This is a genomic window from Moraxella sp. K1664, from assembly GCF_039693965.1.
Lineage (GTDB): Bacteria > Pseudomonadota > Gammaproteobacteria > Pseudomonadales > Moraxellaceae > Moraxella.
On sequence record NZ_CP155576.1, the window covers coordinates 1,123,056 to 1,138,886 of the forward strand.

18 protein-coding genes are annotated in these 15,831 nt (G+C 43.7%); 6 read left to right on the top strand and 12 right to left on the bottom strand.

Annotated elements, in window-relative coordinates; translation table 11 throughout:
- Nucleotides 1-37 precede the first annotated feature (37 nt).
- Nucleotides 38-688, bottom strand: a complete 651-nt coding sequence (locus AAHK14_RS05815; RefSeq protein ID WP_065255085.1) for a phosphoglycolate phosphatase — start codon at nt 686-688, stop codon at nt 38-40.
- A 780-nt stretch (nt 689-1,468) separates the two neighbouring features.
- Here AAHK14_RS05815 and AAHK14_RS05820 point away from each other — a divergent pair.
- The 3 genes from AAHK14_RS05820 (at nt 1,469) to AAHK14_RS05830 (ending at nt 3,882) form a co-directional block, all read left to right on the top strand.
- Nucleotides 1,469-2,023 carry a porin family protein gene (locus tag AAHK14_RS05820; RefSeq protein ID WP_065255084.1) on the top strand — a complete coding sequence of 185 codons (555 nt, stop codon included), beginning with the start codon at nt 1,469-1,471 and terminating at the stop codon, nt 2,021-2,023.
- Nucleotides 2,024-2,422: 399 nt separating this feature from the next.
- Nucleotides 2,423-2,959, top strand: a complete 537-nt coding sequence (locus AAHK14_RS05825) for a helix-turn-helix domain-containing protein (protein ID WP_065256690.1) — start codon at nt 2,423-2,425, stop codon at nt 2,957-2,959.
- 2 nt (nt 2,960-2,961) lie between these two features.
- Nucleotides 2,962-3,882 (top strand): IS3 family transposase, encoded by a 921-nt coding sequence (locus AAHK14_RS05830; protein ID WP_264753555.1) that lies wholly within the window; start codon nt 2,962-2,964, stop codon nt 3,880-3,882.
- Nucleotides 3,883-3,961: 79 nt separating this feature from the next.
- Here the strand turns inward: AAHK14_RS05830 and AAHK14_RS05835 are convergent, their stop codons facing one another.
- A complete protein-coding gene (locus AAHK14_RS05835) occupies nt 3,962-5,317 on the bottom strand; it encodes an FAD-dependent oxidoreductase (protein WP_065256899.1) in 1,356 nt (451 codons plus the stop codon).
- Between the two features lie 20 nt (nt 5,318-5,337).
- Nucleotides 5,338-6,456 carry an acyl-CoA dehydrogenase family protein gene (locus AAHK14_RS05840; protein WP_065256898.1) on the bottom strand — a complete coding sequence of 373 codons (1,119 nt, stop codon included), beginning with the start codon at nt 6,454-6,456 and terminating at the stop codon, nt 5,338-5,340.
- Between the two features lie 331 nt (nt 6,457-6,787).
- Here AAHK14_RS05840 and AAHK14_RS05845 point away from each other — a divergent pair, with 331 nt between their 5' ends.
- On the top strand, nt 6,788-7,816 hold the full coding sequence (locus AAHK14_RS05845; RefSeq protein WP_346818238.1) for an IS110 family transposase: 1,029 nt from the start codon (nt 6,788-6,790) through the stop codon (nt 7,814-7,816).
- 135 nt (nt 7,817-7,951) lie between these two features.
- Here the strand turns inward: AAHK14_RS05845 and AAHK14_RS05850 are convergent, their stop codons facing one another.
- Nucleotides 7,952-9,304, bottom strand: coding sequence for an anthranilate synthase component I family protein (locus AAHK14_RS05850; RefSeq protein ID WP_194109214.1), 1,353 nt, complete (start codon nt 9,302-9,304; stop codon nt 7,952-7,954).
- A 105-nt stretch (nt 9,305-9,409) separates the two neighbouring features.
- Between AAHK14_RS05850 and AAHK14_RS05855 the strand changes: the two genes are divergently transcribed.
- The gene (locus AAHK14_RS05855; protein ID WP_281133744.1) at nt 9,410-9,757 is read left to right on the top strand and encodes a type II toxin-antitoxin system HicA family toxin; all 348 of its coding nucleotides are present in this window, start codon (nt 9,410-9,412) and stop codon (nt 9,755-9,757) included.
- A complete protein-coding gene (locus AAHK14_RS05860) occupies nt 9,744-10,079 on the top strand; it encodes a type II toxin-antitoxin system HicB family antitoxin (RefSeq protein WP_065256220.1) in 336 nt (111 codons plus the stop codon). The genes AAHK14_RS05855 and AAHK14_RS05860 overlap by 14 nt, the downstream gene beginning before the upstream one ends.
- 62 nt (nt 10,080-10,141) lie before the next feature.
- Here the strand turns inward: AAHK14_RS05860 and AAHK14_RS05865 are convergent, their stop codons facing one another.
- From AAHK14_RS05865 to AAHK14_RS05900, 8 genes are all read right to left on the bottom strand, one after another.
- The gene (locus tag AAHK14_RS05865) at nt 10,142-10,318 is read right to left on the bottom strand and encodes a PIN domain-containing protein (RefSeq protein WP_253842426.1); all 177 of its coding nucleotides are present in this window, start codon (nt 10,316-10,318) and stop codon (nt 10,142-10,144) included.
- Nucleotides 10,315-10,545, bottom strand: a complete 231-nt coding sequence (locus tag AAHK14_RS05870; protein ID WP_253842425.1) for a PIN domain-containing protein — start codon at nt 10,543-10,545, stop codon at nt 10,315-10,317. The genes AAHK14_RS05865 and AAHK14_RS05870 overlap by 4 nt, the downstream gene beginning before the upstream one ends.
- The gene (locus AAHK14_RS05875) at nt 10,542-10,787 is read right to left on the bottom strand and encodes an AbrB/MazE/SpoVT family DNA-binding domain-containing protein (RefSeq protein ID WP_065256219.1); all 246 of its coding nucleotides are present in this window, start codon (nt 10,785-10,787) and stop codon (nt 10,542-10,544) included. The genes AAHK14_RS05870 and AAHK14_RS05875 overlap by 4 nt, the downstream gene beginning before the upstream one ends.
- Nucleotides 10,788-10,877: 90 nt before the next feature.
- A complete protein-coding gene (locus tag AAHK14_RS05880) occupies nt 10,878-12,110 on the bottom strand; it encodes a beta-ketoacyl synthase N-terminal-like domain-containing protein (protein WP_065256218.1) in 1,233 nt (410 codons plus the stop codon).
- Nucleotides 12,111-12,270: 160 nt separating this feature from the next.
- Nucleotides 12,271-13,059, bottom strand: coding sequence for a single-stranded DNA-binding protein (gene ssb / locus AAHK14_RS05885; protein ID WP_065256217.1), 789 nt, complete (start codon nt 13,057-13,059; stop codon nt 12,271-12,273).
- A 470-nt stretch (nt 13,060-13,529) separates the two neighbouring features.
- On the bottom strand, nt 13,530-13,847 hold the full coding sequence (locus tag AAHK14_RS05890) for an H-NS histone family protein (RefSeq protein WP_065256216.1): 318 nt from the start codon (nt 13,845-13,847) through the stop codon (nt 13,530-13,532).
- A 196-nt stretch (nt 13,848-14,043) separates the two neighbouring features.
- A complete protein-coding gene (locus AAHK14_RS05895; RefSeq protein WP_065256215.1) occupies nt 14,044-15,114 on the bottom strand; it encodes a 5'-nucleotidase in 1,071 nt (356 codons plus the stop codon).
- A gap of 290 nt (nt 15,115-15,404) precedes the next feature.
- A complete protein-coding gene (locus AAHK14_RS05900) occupies nt 15,405-15,830 on the bottom strand; it encodes an MAPEG family protein (protein ID WP_065256214.1) in 426 nt (141 codons plus the stop codon).
- Nucleotide 15,831: the final 1 nt, after the last annotated feature.

Consider the following 15,831-nt stretch of genomic DNA (forward strand, 5'->3'; position numbering starts at 1 on the left):
CACCCCAAAGCAAGGTCTTTGGGGTGTGTTTTTTAGGTCATAAAAGAAAAGCAACCAAATCGCCAAAATTATCAAACACCCCATCAGGGCGACTGTCCGCAATCGGCTCGCCATAGTTATAACCATAGGTTAGGGCGAGCGTGGTTATCCCTGCATTTTGCCCTGCTGTGATGTCATTTTTGGAGTCGCCCACCATGACCGCTTGCGATTTATCCACGCCAAGCGTGGTGCAAATATGCAAAAGCGGAGCAGGGTCAGGCTTTTTAGTGGGCAAACTGTCGCCCCCGATGATGCAGGCGAATTTGTCCGTCCAGCCCATGTTTGCCAAAATGTCGGGCAAAAATTGGGCGGGCTTATTGGTACACAGGGCAAGCGTCAAGCCTTGTTTGATAAGGCGATTTAGCCCGTCTGTTACCCCGTCATACTCTACTGTCTTACCTTGACAAGTGGTATATTCTGTCAAAAACAGCTCATGGGCGTGGTGCAAATTATCAAGTGATAAACCCGCCCATACCAATGCCCGTTCTACGAGTTTGGTGGAGCCGTTGCCCACCCATGTTCGCACGTTGTCGGTGCCAGCAGGGGGCTTGTCAAAATGAGCAAGCATTTTATCCACGCCGTCCGCCAAATCAGGCACACTGTCAATGAGCGTGCCATCCAAATCAAAAATGATGAGTGATTTTGTCATAAATTTGCCTATTTTTTAAAATTTACCAAAAAATTTACCCTAAATTTTATTAAAAAATCAGGGCGTGCCTACCGTTGATAGCATTCTCATAAGATATGGTAAAAATTTGATGATTTCAATTCATTTTTGCAGGAAAAATGGCTATCTGACCACTTAAATCGTGTAAATTTTTAAGGTTTTTACTTAATTTTTTAAATTTAAGTGGTCGGATTGTGGCTCGAAGTCAAAATCCTTGTCGATATTTCAATATCAACTGCGAACTTTCCTTGAAAAACGTGCGATTTTTCCTGTTTTTCATTGCAAATACCAAAGGCAGGCACGCCCTGTAACATTGACCAAAAAACTGGCGAAAATGGGCGTAAATTGTAACAATTTATGTAAAACTTGCCGATTTTGCCCAAATTTGACTGTTTTAATGGCGTGCTTTGTCAAAAGGCTGGGCAATTTTTTTAAAATTTATCAAAAAATTTTAAAAAATGGCGGTATTTTGGGATTTTTGGCTGTGAAATGGGATAAATAAGCTGAGTTTTGGGATAATTTTGGCAAAATAACGCAATATTTGAGCATGGATTGTGATAAAAGTAACAAAATATTGCAAAAGACATCCAATGTAAAAGGGGGTGGGGGTAAATTTTGCAAAACTTTACATTTAACACCACAAATACGCACAGTTTTTTAGAAATATTTTGTTACTATACACACATCGGCACTGATGATGAATTCGTCAGATGGCGACATAATAAACAAACTCGGTGCTTGCACCATAATTGGAGAGAAACCATGAAAACATTAAACAAAGCCCTACTAGCTCTTGGTGCGTCATCACTATTGGCAATGAGTGCCACTGCTGCTGTAAGCTACGGTGCAAATAGTGTGGGTCAGCCTTATGTGGGCGTAAAAGTAGGTCAATTTGACGTTGATAACGCTCGTGGTCATAAAGGTGACTTGACTGCTTATGGCGTATATGGTGGTTATAACTTCGACCAAAACGTCGGTGTTGAGCTAGAATACCAAGGTGCTGATAGCGAAAAATATAACCATAATGGCAATGAGTACGAACTAAAAGCGAAGACTTATGGTGCGTATGGTACTTATCGTTACCACTTCAACAACTCACCAGTCTATGCCAAAGGTAAATTGGGTCTGTCTAAAACAGAAGTTGAAAACAAAACAACCAACAGCAACCTATATTCTAGCGAAACAGACAAAACGTCAATCGCTGGTGGCGTAGGTCTAGGTTTCCAACCAACCGCTAACTTCGGTATCGAAGCAGGTTATAACTACCTAAACTCTGATGCCAACATGTGGGGCGTAGGTGCTCACCTAGCATTCTAATCCTAGTATTCTCAGTTTAGCACTCCATGACATGAACAGCCGTAAAGCAATTTACGGTTGTTTTTTGTCGTTCAAAGTATCGTAAACTCAATTATAATCGTTTAACTTGAAAATGCACCACCAAAGGGCGTGTTGAACATTGATAACATTCTTATAAAATAAGATGAAAATTTGACAATTTCAATCAATTTTTGCATGAAAAATGGCTAAATCTTGTGGCTCGAAGGCGAAAACTTGTCTGATAGAATAACTATCAGCCTACGTTTTTTCCTTAAAAAACGGGCGATTTTTCTCATTTTTCATTGCAAATACCAAAGTTCAACACGCCCTAATAAAAAAGGGGCAAATCATTGAACCGCACCCCAAAAGTTAGACACACTAACCTTTGGGGTGCTTTTTATGGCAAAATACACAACCGACTTTAAACTGTCTGTGATTGGGTATTATCTTAATCATCATGGCTACAAACAAACCGCCAAACACTTTAATCTAAACCACACAACCGTAGAGCTATGGGTTAAACTCTATCAAGCACATGGCATTGATGGCATAAAAAGACGACACACAAAGGCTGTCTATGACACAGATTTTAAGCTTAATGCCGTTCAAGCCATACAACAGGGCAAATCGCTTACACAACTTGCCATAGAGCTTAATCTGCCACAACCTTCTTTACTGTCAACTTGGTTAAAGTCCTACCAAGCCTTTGGTATAATGGGACTAATACCCAAACCCAAAGGCAAAAAAGCAATGTCAAACAAACACAACGCTAATAAAACCAAATCAACTTGGAAAACCAAACAAGACCACGAAAAAAGTGTGGATGATTTGCTTGATGAACTTGCCTATCTTAGAGCAGAGAATGACTATCTAAAAAAGCTAGATGCCTTAATTCGTCAAAAGGAACAATCAGTACAAACAAAGAACAAGTCCTGATCATCCAAGAATTAAGGCATAAGCACAAACTTGCTGACTTATTGGCAGTGTCAAACTTGCCAAGAAGTGTGTTTTATTACCACATTCGTCAAAGTACAAAGCCTGACAAAGACCTTGACTTAAAAGAACACATTAACCACATCTACCACCAACACAAGGGCAGGTATGGTTATCGTAGAATCACATCAGAGCTTAACAATCAGCTTGCCCAAAAAGGCATGGTCATTAATCATAAACGAGTGCAACGACTGATGGCTAAACTTGGACTCAAAGCATTGGTTCGTCGTCAACGTAAGTTTAATACTTACAAAGGCACAATGGGCAAAGATACCATTCAGGACAATATACTCAAAAGAGACTTTAAAGCAGACAAACCCAATCAAAAGTGGGCAACAGACATCACAGAGTTTAAAGTACAAGACAAGGCAAATGATGGCAGTGTCATTCAAAGAAAACTCTACCTATCGCCCATCATCGACTTGTTTAATGGTGAGATTGTCAGTTATACGATGAAGGACAGACCAACGTATGAGTTGGTCAAAGAGATGTTAAATGATGCCCTATCCAAGCTAAGCCAAGAAAAGATGGATGACAAACCCATCATTCATTCAGACCAAGGCTGGCACTATCAAATGCACCAGTATCAACAAACCCTAAAAGAACAAGGCTTAACCCAAAGCATGTCAAGAAAAGGCAATTGTTTGGATAATGCTGTGATAGAGAGCTTCTTTGGTACGCTAAAACAAGAGATATTTTATGAGACAACCACATTTACATCAACAGATGAACTTAAACAAGTGATTGATGAGTACATACACTACTACAATCATGATAGAATAAAGAGCAAATTAAAAGGACTAAGTCCTGTTAAGTACAGAAACTTAGTCCAATTAGGGTTAATACAACCACTTGCAACAACCTAACCTTTAATCTTATGTCTAAGATTTGGGGGTCGGTTCACATCGCCCCAATTTTTTATTTTTGCATTTTTATTTTTGCTTGCTATACTGCTTTTATCGTTGCTGTTGCCACGACATTGCCATGCTCTCTCATCTCTAACATAAGCCCGTTTTCATCATCGCTAAGCACATGCCAGTCGCCCACGCCTTTGGGCAGACCGTTGGCGGTGACGCTGATGCATTTATTTTTTAGGCGAATCATCGGTGGGGTGTGTTTGTAGATGGTGGCTTGCCCGTCTTGTTGGATGATTTGCCCTGCAATGACACTCGCCTGTGAGCGGTGGGGGGCGACATAGCGACAAGGCACGCCATCAATGCTGATACAGTCGCCTAGGGCATAGATGTCAGGCACACTCGTTTGTAGGGTTTGGGGATTGACGGCGATGCCTGTGTGTTTGTTAAAGGTCAGATTGGCACGCAAGGGCAGGCGTTCGTGAACGTGAAGTCCTGTGGCGACGATGATTTCATCGACCAGTAAGGGGCTGACCGTCTCGCTGTCGCAGTCAAATAAGTCAATCTCATAGCCGTGTGCGGTGGCATTTACACCTTTGACCATGCTATGACCAAGCCAATTTACCCCAAGGGCTTCGATGGCATTTAAAATCCGCTCGCCCGCCACGGCAGGCAGTAGGGCGGATAAGGGTCTGGGATGTACGTCAATGAGACTGACCTTGTGACCTGCCTTTATCAAATCTTCGCTCAGCTCGGTGCCAATCATGCCTGCCCCGATGATAGCGACGTGCTTGGGGGTGGTTAGGCGGGATTTGAGTTCGTCAAACCGTTCCAAATGATTGACGTGCCATGCCATCTCTTTGGCGATGGTGGGCGGATAGGCAGGGCTGGCACCGATGGCAAGGATGAGTTTGTCATAATACACCGTACCACGGGTGGTATGCAGACTCTGGGTGTGAGTGTCAATGTTGGTGACGTAGGTGTTGGCAAGCAGACGTACGTTGTTGTCAAGGGCGGACTGACTGCCCGTGGCACGCACCAGTTCGGCTCGTCCTTTGCCTTGGGATAGGGCGACCGACAGCATGGGCTTGTGATAGCGGTCGGCGTCATCGGCACTGATGAGTGTGATGAGCAAATCCTTGTCCAAAGCACGCAAAGCGTCTACCATCGCCCAACCTGCAAGACCTGCCCCAACGATGACCACGCCACGCTCGGTGCGGTCAAAGACGACAGCAGGAGCGACATGGCTTGTCTCTTCATAAGGCTCAAAGTCGCTCTTGCGTACGCCACATAGTGGACATTGCCAATCATCGGGAATGTCTTCAAAGCGAGTGCCAGCAGGCAAGCCATCTTCGGGGTCGCCTAATTCTTCATCATAGATATAGCCACAGGCAAGGCAGATGAATTTACGCCATGCACCACGACCATCGGTGGGGGAAGTTGTCATGATTACCTTTTTATATAAATTTAAATGAAATATTCAATCGGACGAACTTTGGGTTCATCCATCAGCTGATGAGACAGATAACGCAAATGCTTGATGGCAGGCGTGACAATCGCCACAAACTGAGCTTCACGCAGACGGCGTTGGGGGTGGGCGGTCATCAGATAACCTTTTGCCCCTTGATGAAGCATGGCAGATTGGGTGGCTTTTAGGGTGAGCATTGCCCCTTGTTCACGCACGTTTAGCACGTCCAAGAAAAACTCTTTGTCGCTGTTAAAGGGGTCTTTGCCAAGGCTTAGGGTTTTGGCGACCAGGTTATCAAGCTCCAAGGTCAGACTGCCTGCTTGGTCTTCTAAAAAGGCGTTAGAGACTGCCGTGCCTTCTTTGATGTCATCAATGGCTCCCATGATAATCCCTGCCCCGATACCAAGTTGCATGAGCACAAACGCCGAGCGAATACGGGCGATAAAATCTTTGCAGGGCAAGGCGATGATGTCATCGGTGCTGATGGGGTAGTCGGTCAGCTCAATGCGTAGCGTGCTAGACCCTTCCATGCCACTAAACGCAGGGCAAGGGTGCAGTTGCCATGAGCTTTGGCGTGCCTTGTCAAACTGTAAAAGGAAAAAAACTTCATCGTCCGTGCCGTCTATCTGTGCCACGGCACCGCAGTATTGACCGTCTTTGATGTGGCTAATCCACGGCAGGATGCCGCTGACTTTGTAGCCGTTGCCGTCCTTTTTGGCGACAAATTTCATGCTCTCGATGTTCGCCCATGTCTTCATCGGGTTGGACAGTGCTGTACCGCCAAAGGTGTTGGCAAGGGCATGGTTGTCCAAAAATTCGCCCTTTAACAGGCTGTTGTCCGATTGGTCAATATACAGCCCCATCACTTGATGACACCATGTCAAAAAGGCGGTCGTGCCACACACTCGCCCTACGTTGGCATTAGCAAGGATTGCCAAATCAAAACGGTTGCCGTGGGCGTTTAGGTGCGGGGCGAACAGTCCTGCCTTGCCCAATTCTGCCATCTCAGCAAGGGGGTAATAACCCTTGTCAATGTCGATGACTTTGGGGGCGATGTGCGTGTCGGCGAGTGTGGCGATGTTGTCTAAAAAGGCGGTTTGGTCGGTAAAGTGAAACATGAAAAGGCTCTTATGTCGTTTTGGAATAAGTGGTATTATAAAATGAAAGGATGGGCTTGTTATTTTCCAATTTGGCATAAGTATAGCATATTTGGGAACATGGCGATAGGAGTGTGTACATTTATTCGCATTCGCCATGTACAGCTAACAAAATTGAATTTTACTACGGAAACCGTTCGCCCTTGTATCAACCCAACACCAAACCTAGATTATCTGCTAGAATGTTGTTGGGTTATACAAGCAAAGAGAACACGGGTTCGCCCTTAGTGTCTTAACACTGGTGCTCAGATGGTGTCCTTTGCTTGTCATCTTAACTCTGAATGGTATCTAAGTGCGTTTATTAAAACAGACACTGCATAAACAAGGCAAGAGACAGATGATACACTATATTGGCATAGACATCAGCAAAGCAAAGTTTGATGTTGCATTTATAAACCCAAGCACAAATAAAGTAAAAACCAAGGTTTTTAACAACAACAAAGCAGGCTTTGATTTACTGCTTGCTTGGTTAAAAACCAATGTCAGCAATCATCTTGATGAGCTACACATCATCCTAGAAGCAACAGGGGTTTATCATGAACACCTAAGTGAGTTTCTTGATGATAATAATATCAAGCAAAGCATTGTCAATCCTAACTATGTCCGCAAATTTGCAGACAGTTTGGGGGTAATCCATAAAACTGATAAAAAAGACAGCATTATTTTATCAAGGTATGGTTATAGCCACAAGCCTGAGGTTTGGGTAGCACCTAGCATTGAAGCCAAACAGCTAAAAGCTCTATTGGCTCGCTTAGAAGCACTCAAAGAAGATTTGCAACGAGAGCAAAACCGACAAGAGTTGCTCTTATCACCCAATCTGCCCGATTTGGTTAAAGCATCCATGCAAACAGTCATCAATGTCCTTCAAGAGGAAATTGCCAAACTCACCAAAGACATTGATGACTTTGTTGACAAACACCCAAGTTTAAAGCAAGACAAAACCTTACTTGAAACCATTGACGGCATTGGTTCTGTTATTGCCAAAGAAGTGGTGTGTTTAATGCATACCAAACAATTTAAAAAAGCCTCACAGATGGCTTCGTTTTTAGGCTTAATACCCAAACAAAGACAGTCAGGTGTCTTTAAGGGAGCAATCAAACTGTCCAAACAAGGGCAAGTCTCTTTGCGTGCTAAGCTGTATATGTCTGCAATGAGTGCCATTCGTTATAATAGCACCATTAAGGCATTTTATGAACGATTACAACAAAACGGTAAAACCAAAATGCAAGCCTTATGTGCTTGTATGCGTAAATTGGTACATATCTGTTTTGGTGTTATCAAAACCCAAACATCCTTTGAGCAACAAGTATCTTTAAGTTAGTTTGTAAGATACTAGATACCAGATACTTAAAAAACCATTGACTTAGGTGGGGTATCATGGTATCTGAGCTTGTCGAAGGGTCGGTTTCCGTCATGGTTCGACAGGCTCACCACGAACGGAAACCGTAGCACTTTTTCATTTTGTAGAGTGTATCATCTGCAATATATTCCCCACTTTATCCAAACATTCTTGATATTCACTCTCTCTATCCGATTTTATCGTAACACCGCCCCCTGCCCATAATTCTGTCTTTTGCCATTTTTGCAACGTGCGAATGAGTACATTCCAATTGCCCGTACCGTCAAAATTCATATAGCCCATGGTTCCACAATATGCCCCACGGGGGGATATTTCTAATTCATGGATAATCTCGCACGCCCGTTTTTTTGGTGTGCCTGTGATTGACCCTGCGGGCAAACTGCCAAATAAGACTTCTAGGCTATGCACGTCCTTTAATTGGGCGGTAATGGTGCTAACCATGTGATGTACGTTTTTAAAACTTTCAATGGCAAAGCGTTTGGGCGTATTTACCGTGCCGATATGGGCGTATTTACCCAAATCATTTCTCAGTAAATCCACAATCATTAAATTTTCGCTAATGTCTTTTTCGCTGTTTGCAAGTTCATTTTTTAATTCATTGTCTATATCAGCGTTATCATGGCGTGGGCGTGTGCCTTTTATGGGTTTGGTGATGATATGAATATTATTTTCTATTTTATAAAATTCAAAAAACAATTCAGGCGATACCGATAAAATTTCAAATTCACCTAATTTTAAAAACCCTGCAAATGGGGCGTTGATTTTGTCTTGCAAATGGGGCAAATAGCTGGCTAAATTATCCAAATTTGCTTGCCATTTTTGGGTAAGGTTAATTTGATAAGTATCGCCTGCCTTGATATATTCTTGGGTTTGGTTAAAGGCGTTTTGATAATCTTCTTTTTTCCATGATAAGATAAATTGGGCAGGTGTTGGTTTTGGTAATTGTTTATTTAATAACTCAGTTAAATTATTTTTTATTTCATCAAAAATATCTTTATCAGCATTGATGCCAATCAAGTCAAATCCATATTCACACGGCTTAATATAAATGTCATAATGCCCAAAATAAGCACAAGGCTGGTTGGGTTTGATAGCGATGTTGGGATTCAATTCATGAGCCGATAGGTCATAACCGATAAAGCCCATTAAGCCATGTGTATAGTCGCCTTGATGTGTGGGGCTTGGGGTGTGGGCTTGGCAGTAGGCGATAAGCTCGTTTTGCCAATCGGTGTAGGTGGCGGTGTAGGTGCGGTTGTCGTTTTGGCGAGTTTTTTTGTGAATGGATAAGTCATTTACAAAGACGGCAGCCCACGAAACAGCAGGACAAATGCCAATGACGGGGCGATGAGCGTTGTGCAAAAAACACACCTGCCAATTGGGGCGGTGCGTGGCGATGAGTGCTACAAGCTGGCTTGGGGTGTGCGTGGTGGTAATGGGGTGTGTGAGCATTTTTAAACGGGTAGAGAAAAAGGGGGATTTTAAAGGAAAATGGGAAAAAGGGAAAGGGGTTTGGTGTTGATTTTGAGTTTGACAAGGGGTAGTATGGGCGATATAATGCAACTAAATACAGTTACAAGGCAAGCCATGACCAAAAAAGATAAGCTAAAAGCCAAGTTGCAGGGCGATATTAGCACCTTTGTGTTTAGTGATTTGGTAACGCTATTATCACAATTTGGCTATGAAATGCACGAGCGGGCAGGGTCAAGGGTTGTTTTTATTCATACCGATGACGACAGCGACCGCATTCACTTGCACAAACCCCACCCTGAAAATACCATTAAGGGTGGAACATTAAAAGCAGTCAAAGCCTATTTGAGCGAAAAAGGTTATTTTGACGAACCCCAAACCGAACCAATCAACGAACCAAAATTAGACAAGGAACCAAGCGATGATGACTTATAAAGGCTATGTGGGCGAATTTGAACTGGATAATGATGATGAGATGTTTTATGGCAAACTCATCGGTATCAATCAGCTTGTTACCTTTGAAGCGGACAACGCCCACGACCTAAAACAGGCGTTTTATGACAGCGTGGACGATTATTTGGCGTTTTGTGATGAGCAGGGGATAGAGCCTGACAAGCCATTTAAAGGGTCATTTAATGTACGCATTGACAGCGAGTTGCACCGCCGTGCTTATATGGCAAGCCGTGATAGCAGTTTAAATGCTTTTGTGGGGCAAGCCATTAGCGAAAAGTTAGGGCGAATGTCGGTGTCTGTTTGATAGGTTTAAATTTTGTGGGGGTTTATTTGTTTAAAGGTAATATTTTAGACTACCACCGATTTTTACACCGTCCAATCTTCCACCGCCAAATCGGTAATACGCTCAAACTCCCTACTGTTGCGAGTAACCACCACCGCCCCCACCGCTAGGGCGTGGCTTGCTATCCACAAATCATTATTGCCAATGGGCATGCCTTTGGTTTTTAGGGCATTTGCCCATTTGCCATAATGGTCGGTCATCTTGGGTGTGATGACAGCACAGGGATAAGTTTGGCTAAGTTTTCAAAATCTTGTTTGGCTTTTTTAGGGTCTTGGCTGCCGTACGCCCCTTTTAATAACTCTCCATAAGTAATAAAACTCATGCAAAGCTCGTGCTTACCTAACATTCGGTTGATTTTTTCACGCACGGCAGGTGGTTTATTTTTGATAAAATAAATCAGCGTGTTGGTGTCAAGCATATATTTCATAAGGCTTCTCGCTCTTGGGGCGGTTCGTTGTCCCTATCTTCTATGGCACGAATGACATCTTCATCAAAGCTGGCAAATAATTCAAACAACTCATCGCCAAGCCCTTTTTGTGGCATGGGTTGTCGCAAAATCAAATCGCCATTGTCCGCCTTAATAATTTCTACTGTATCCACGTCAAAGCGAAAATCGGCAGGGATACGCACGGCTTGGCTATTGCCACTTTGAAAAACACGAGTTAGCATTTTGCCCCCTTGTATATACTTAATTTTGTATATATTAGCATAAAAAAGCCCATGATGACAATGGGCTTTATGTTGGGGTTGTTGCCGATTTTAACCTTTAAACTTCCTAACAACCAACGCCGAATTTGTCCCACCAAAACCAAAACTGTTGCTCATGGCGGTGTTAATCTCGGTTTGACGTGTGGTCTGGACGATGTCAAAAGGCTTGGCTTTTTCGTCCATGTCGGTAATGTTAATGCTTGGGGCGATAAAGTCGTTGTTCATCATCAGCACGCAATAAATCAGCTCTTGCACGCCCACCGCTCCTAGGCTATGCCCTGTCATGGATTTGGTTGAGCTAATGGGCGGGGTTTTGTCCGCACCGCCAAACACGTCTGCAATGGCGGACAGCTCCGTGATGTCGCCAAGCGGTGTTGATGTGCCGTGCGAATTGACATAATCCACCGTATCAAGCCCTGCCTGCGACAAGGCGATTTGCATACAGCGAGTTGCCCCTTCTCCGCTTGGGGCGACCATTTCCGCTCCGTCTGATGTTGCTCCATAGCCCACGATTTCCGCCAAAATGTTCGCTCCACGAGCCTGTGCGTGTTCTAAGCTCTCCACGACCACCATACCACCACCGCCTGCGATGACAAAGCCGTCTCGGGTGGCATCATACGGGCGACTTGCAGTGGTGGGCGTGTCGTTGTAGCTCGTACTCATCGCCCCCATCGCATCAAACATACACGACTGCGTCCAATGCTCGCTCTCTGCTCCCCCTGCGATGACCATGTCCGCCTTGCCAAGCTGAATTAGCTCCATGGCATGACCGATACAGTGGCTAGACGTGGCACAAGCGGACGACAGCGAATAGCTAATACCCTTAATTTTTAGCCCTGTGGCAAGCGTGGCAGACACCGTGCTACTCATGATTTTTGGCACTGCCATTGCTCCCACGCCACGAAGCCCCTTGGCTTTCATGTTATCCACTGAGCCGACCACATCTGCCGTGCTTGCCCCGCCTGAGCCTGCCACGACCGCCACACGCACGTTATCTGCCACATCATCAAGGGACAGACCTGCGTTATCTATGGCGGACAAGGCGGACACATAGGCGTATAGGCTTGCGTCTGACATAAAGCGTTTTAGCTTGCGGTCAATGCCTGACACATCAAGCGTGCTTTGGTCAATAGAGCCCGACACGCACGATTTAAAGCCATTATCGGCATAGCTTTGGTTAAAGATAATGCCTGATTTGCCGTTTTTTAGGTTGCCTGTAACGGTGGCTAAGTCATTGCCAATATTTGAGACAATGCCCATGCCTGTGATGACGACTCTTTTCATAAATATTTTCCAAAATGTTTACAAATGTAATGCTGATATTGTAACAAATTATGACTTAAAAAGGTAAAATTTTCAATCAAATTTATCATACACACCAAAAAGGGCAAAAAAGAGCATAAAAAACGGCGACCGTAGCCACCGTTTTATTGTCAAATAATCCCTAAAAAGGCATGTCATCATCTGCCACGCCACTGGCTGACGGTGGGGTTACCGCTTTGGGGGCGGGTTTGTCGCCCATGAATGGATTGGCTCCATTTTGGGTGGGGGCGTTATCCTGACCGCCTTGCCCAGTTTGACCGCCTTGATTGGCATTTTGGTTCATGCCTTGATTGGCGTGCTGTGGGGCTTGCCCGAAGCCTTGATTGGGGTTGTTATTTTGGTAGTTTGGGGTATTTTGCCCAAAGCCATTTTGGGGCTGATTATTAAAGCCGTTTTGATAGCCACCTTGTTGCGGTGCGTTGCCACCAAAGCCATTATTGCCTTGATAACCGCCATGTTGACCGCCTTGGTTGCCCCATTGGTTATTTTGTTGGTTGTTGTAGCCACCGCCAAAGTTGCGGTTGTTGTAGCCTTGGTTGCCCTGCCAGTCACCACCATTGCCACCGCCATTATTGTCACGTCTGTCAAGCATTTGCATTTGATTGGCTCGCACTTCGGTACTATAACGCTCTATGCCTTGTTGGTCGGTGTATTTGCGAGTGTGCAGACTGCCTTCGATATACACGAGCGACCCTTTGCGTAGGTACTGGGCGGCAATCTCGCCTAGGCGGTTAAATAGGCTGATACGGTGCCATTCGGTTTGTTCTTTTTGCTCGCCTGTGTTTTTGTCTGTCCAGCGGTCAGAAGTCGCCACATTAATACTGGTCAAGCTACCGCCATTTTGGAATTGACGTACTTCTGGGTCTTGACCCAAACGACCAACGATAATCACTTTATTAATACTTGCCATGATAATCACTCAACTTTTGATGTTTAAAAATAATGATTTGATTAGTTCATAAACTAAGATAAATTTGTTTTAAATAAACGGTTAAATTCACATATTTAGCGTTACGATATTTTCACTAAATGGGTCTTTTTTGATTTTGTCTTTTGGCATGCCATCGCTTTTATTTGTGCATTGTATTGCCATTATCTTAATTAAAATAAGTCAGAATAAGATATCCTGACTTATTTATTTGCAGTCAAGGTAGGGCGTGTTGAACATTGATAACATTTTATAAAAATGAGATAAAACTTATTGTTTTGTCAATTTTTGCATGAAAAATGGCTAAATCTTGTTTTTCTTCGTCAAAATCCTTGTTGATATTTCAATATCAACTGCGGACTTTTCCTTGAAAAACGTGCGATTTTTCTCATTTTTCATTGCAAATACCAAAGTTCAACACGCCCTAATAATCTCTTATCTTGTTTTACTGCTTAGTTTACTTTGTAGTCTTCTAGTTTTTTGCCTTTGGCTAGGGCTTCTTCTAACCAACCTGGCTTACGACCACGACCTGCCCAAACGTTTTTAGGGTTTTGTGGGTCACGGTAAGCAACAGACGCTTCTTTGTGAGCTTTTTTGCCTACTTTTAGAATCTCTTCGATGGTGGTGCCGTTTTCTTTGGCAATTTGTTTAAATTGCAAGTAAGCATCTTTTAGACCTTGGGCTTGCTTTTGTTTGATTTTGGCTTGGGCATCTTTGGTAAGTGCTTCTAGCTGTTCTACGCTAAGTGCGTCAATATTTACATTAGACATGGTATTTCCTCTTTAAAATAACCGTGGAATAATCAAAGGCAAATCCATCAATGTGCATACATCAATACGTCCGATGATTATTGGTGGTGCCAGTTGGGATATTAAAAATAAATTTAAAATATCTCTATTTAAAAAGATAAAAACGCTGATTTTTATCGCATGATTATATTAACACATTTTATTTTAAAAATACAAATCATTTATTCGCCTTTTTGGGGCTTTTTAACACTTTTTTATCAGTTTTGACAAATTGGGCATTATCGATATTATCAATGACCGTTTTATCAGGACTGTGATATTCATTAAGCAAAGACGTGGAATGATAAGGCACTAAGGCAGACGGCACAACTGATTTGGCGGCGTCAATGTGCTTAATAGAATCATCAAAAAAGATATGCGGGGCAAATGTTTTTAATACCCTTGTTTTTTCAATACCGCCCAAGAAAAACGCCAAATCCACATCTACGCCCCACTCCCTTAATGTCTTAATGGCACGCATGTCGGCAGGGGCATTACGAGCGGTCACAAGGGCGATACGAATCGGGTTATGGGTGCTGTCTAGGGTGTCGTGGGGCAGGCTCTTTTGTAGGGCGGAGAGCTTGATTAAAAAGTCGGCATAAGGACCTTTGTCAATGGGCAAATCCGCCATGCTCTCTTCACGATGATGAAAGGCTTGCAGTCCTTCTTGTTTGAACACCAGCTCGCCTGAGTCGTCAAACAGCACCGCATCCCCATCAAAGGCAATGCGAAGCTGTTCGGTGTCCAGCTCCAATATCTCCACGGGCGTGGCGTCCAGCACCGCACAGGCACACAGGCGGGCATCGGTGACGGCTTGGGCATCATCGACGTTGGTCGTCAAAAACAAATCCACGTCAAAATCATCAATATAATCCGCCACACTTGCCCCCGAGATGAACGCCGAGCGAGTAATGCCCAGCCCGTGCGTGCGTATGGCGTTTAGCACCTGTATGCCTAGGTCGGGGGTGGATTTTGAGACGATGACGACTTCGACAAAGGGCGACTCATCGTGGTAGTCTTTGGGTGGTTGGTATTTGTTTAGGTTTAGCAGGGCTTCGATGAGTGGGTAGCCTGTGCCTTTTTGTAGTGGCTCGTTTTCGACCGATTTCATGTAGTCGCTAAACCGAGCGGACGCGGTGGCTCTATCTTCCGCCAAAAAGCGTTTTAACATCTCATCATGCTCTTTTAGGTCAAATAATGCCGTCGCCGAGATTGCCACGATGAGTGTGTTTGAAAAATTAACCGCCATGATAAAGTCCTAGTTTTAAATAAATGTAAGGCATGGTTTTAAGCTTTGTTTATGATGATTAAATAGTTTTTAAAGGTTGTTTAAAAAAGAAATGAATAGGTAAAAGCATTTTCTTTGTTAATATGATTGATGTATGGATTTTAAATATGCAAAATCCTACCAAATACCATTTGCCTGTTATATTTATCCATCATGTCCATCTATCATATTCAATTTAATCCATTCAAAACAACCATTTTAAATAACCAACACCTGCCCCAAAAGCAAAAACCCATCCACAGGACAGGCTTTTACCAAATCATCTTTATGGCAAAATAAAATAACTGCAAACAGCAAACCAGCGACAAGCCCCACACCACCGAGCGAAAGGTCGCCAGATTCATGGCATACGCCACGCCATAGATAAGGCGTAACACGACATAAAGCCACGCCATGCCATTGACCACGTTTTGGGGGACAAAACAGTACATGGCGACCAGCACCGCCCCGATAAAAATAGGCAGGCTCTCAAAACTGTTGGCTTGCACGGCATTTAGGCGAGCCGATAGCCCTGTGGTCTGTGCTAGGAACGCTCGTGGGTTTTGGTTGTCGGTTTTAAAGTCAAATCCGCCAGCCATCTTTGCCAAAAATGCAAAGACAAAAGGCAACACACAAGCGACCATGAGAGCCACAATCGCATAATGCGTATCGTTCGGCACGTGCAAAATCCAGTTCATG

Excerpts from the sequence above, each read along its gene's own strand:
- AAHK14_RS05895 (WP_065256215.1), bottom strand. The coding sequence starts at position 15,114 with ATGGCGGTTAATTTTTCAAACACACTCATCGTGGCAATCTCGGCGACG.
- AAHK14_RS05900 (WP_065256214.1), bottom strand. The coding sequence starts at position 15,830 with ATGAACTGGATTTTGCACGTGCCGAACGATACGCATTATGCGATTGTG.
- AAHK14_RS05820 (WP_065255084.1), top strand. The coding sequence starts at position 1,469 with ATGAAAACATTAAACAAAGCCCTACTAGCTCTTGGTGCGTCATCACTA.
- AAHK14_RS05880 (WP_065256218.1), bottom strand. The coding sequence starts at position 12,110 with ATGAAAAGAGTCGTCATCACAGGCATGGGCATTGTCTCAAATATTGGC.
- AAHK14_RS05865 (WP_253842426.1), bottom strand. The coding sequence starts at position 10,318 with ATGACCGACCATTATGGCAAATGGGCAAATGCCCTAAAAACCAAAGGC.
- AAHK14_RS05825 (WP_065256690.1), top strand. The coding sequence starts at position 2,423 with ATGGCAAAATACACAACCGACTTTAAACTGTCTGTGATTGGGTATTAT.
- AAHK14_RS05875 (WP_065256219.1), bottom strand. The coding sequence starts at position 10,787 with ATGCTAACTCGTGTTTTTCAAAGTGGCAATAGCCAAGCCGTGCGTATC.
- AAHK14_RS05835 (WP_065256899.1), bottom strand. The coding sequence starts at position 5,317 with ATGACAACTTCCCCCACCGATGGTCGTGGTGCATGGCGTAAATTCATC.
- AAHK14_RS05850 (WP_194109214.1), bottom strand. The coding sequence starts at position 9,304 with ATGCTCACACACCCCATTACCACCACGCACACCCCAAGCCAGCTTGTA.
- AAHK14_RS05855 (WP_281133744.1), top strand. The coding sequence starts at position 9,410 with ATGCAACTAAATACAGTTACAAGGCAAGCCATGACCAAAAAAGATAAG.
- AAHK14_RS05815 (WP_065255085.1), bottom strand. The coding sequence starts at position 688 with ATGACAAAATCACTCATCATTTTTGATTTGGATGGCACGCTCATTGAC.
- AAHK14_RS05890 (WP_065256216.1), bottom strand. The coding sequence starts at position 13,847 with ATGTCTAATGTAAATATTGACGCACTTAGCGTAGAACAGCTAGAAGCA.
- AAHK14_RS05840 (WP_065256898.1), bottom strand. The coding sequence starts at position 6,456 with ATGTTTCACTTTACCGACCAAACCGCCTTTTTAGACAACATCGCCACA.
- ssb (WP_065256217.1), bottom strand. The coding sequence starts at position 13,059 with ATGGCAAGTATTAATAAAGTGATTATCGTTGGTCGTTTGGGTCAAGAC.
- AAHK14_RS05870 (WP_253842425.1), bottom strand. The coding sequence starts at position 10,545 with ATGAAATATATGCTTGACACCAACACGCTGATTTATTTTATCAAAAAT.
- AAHK14_RS05860 (WP_065256220.1), top strand. The coding sequence starts at position 9,744 with ATGATGACTTATAAAGGCTATGTGGGCGAATTTGAACTGGATAATGAT.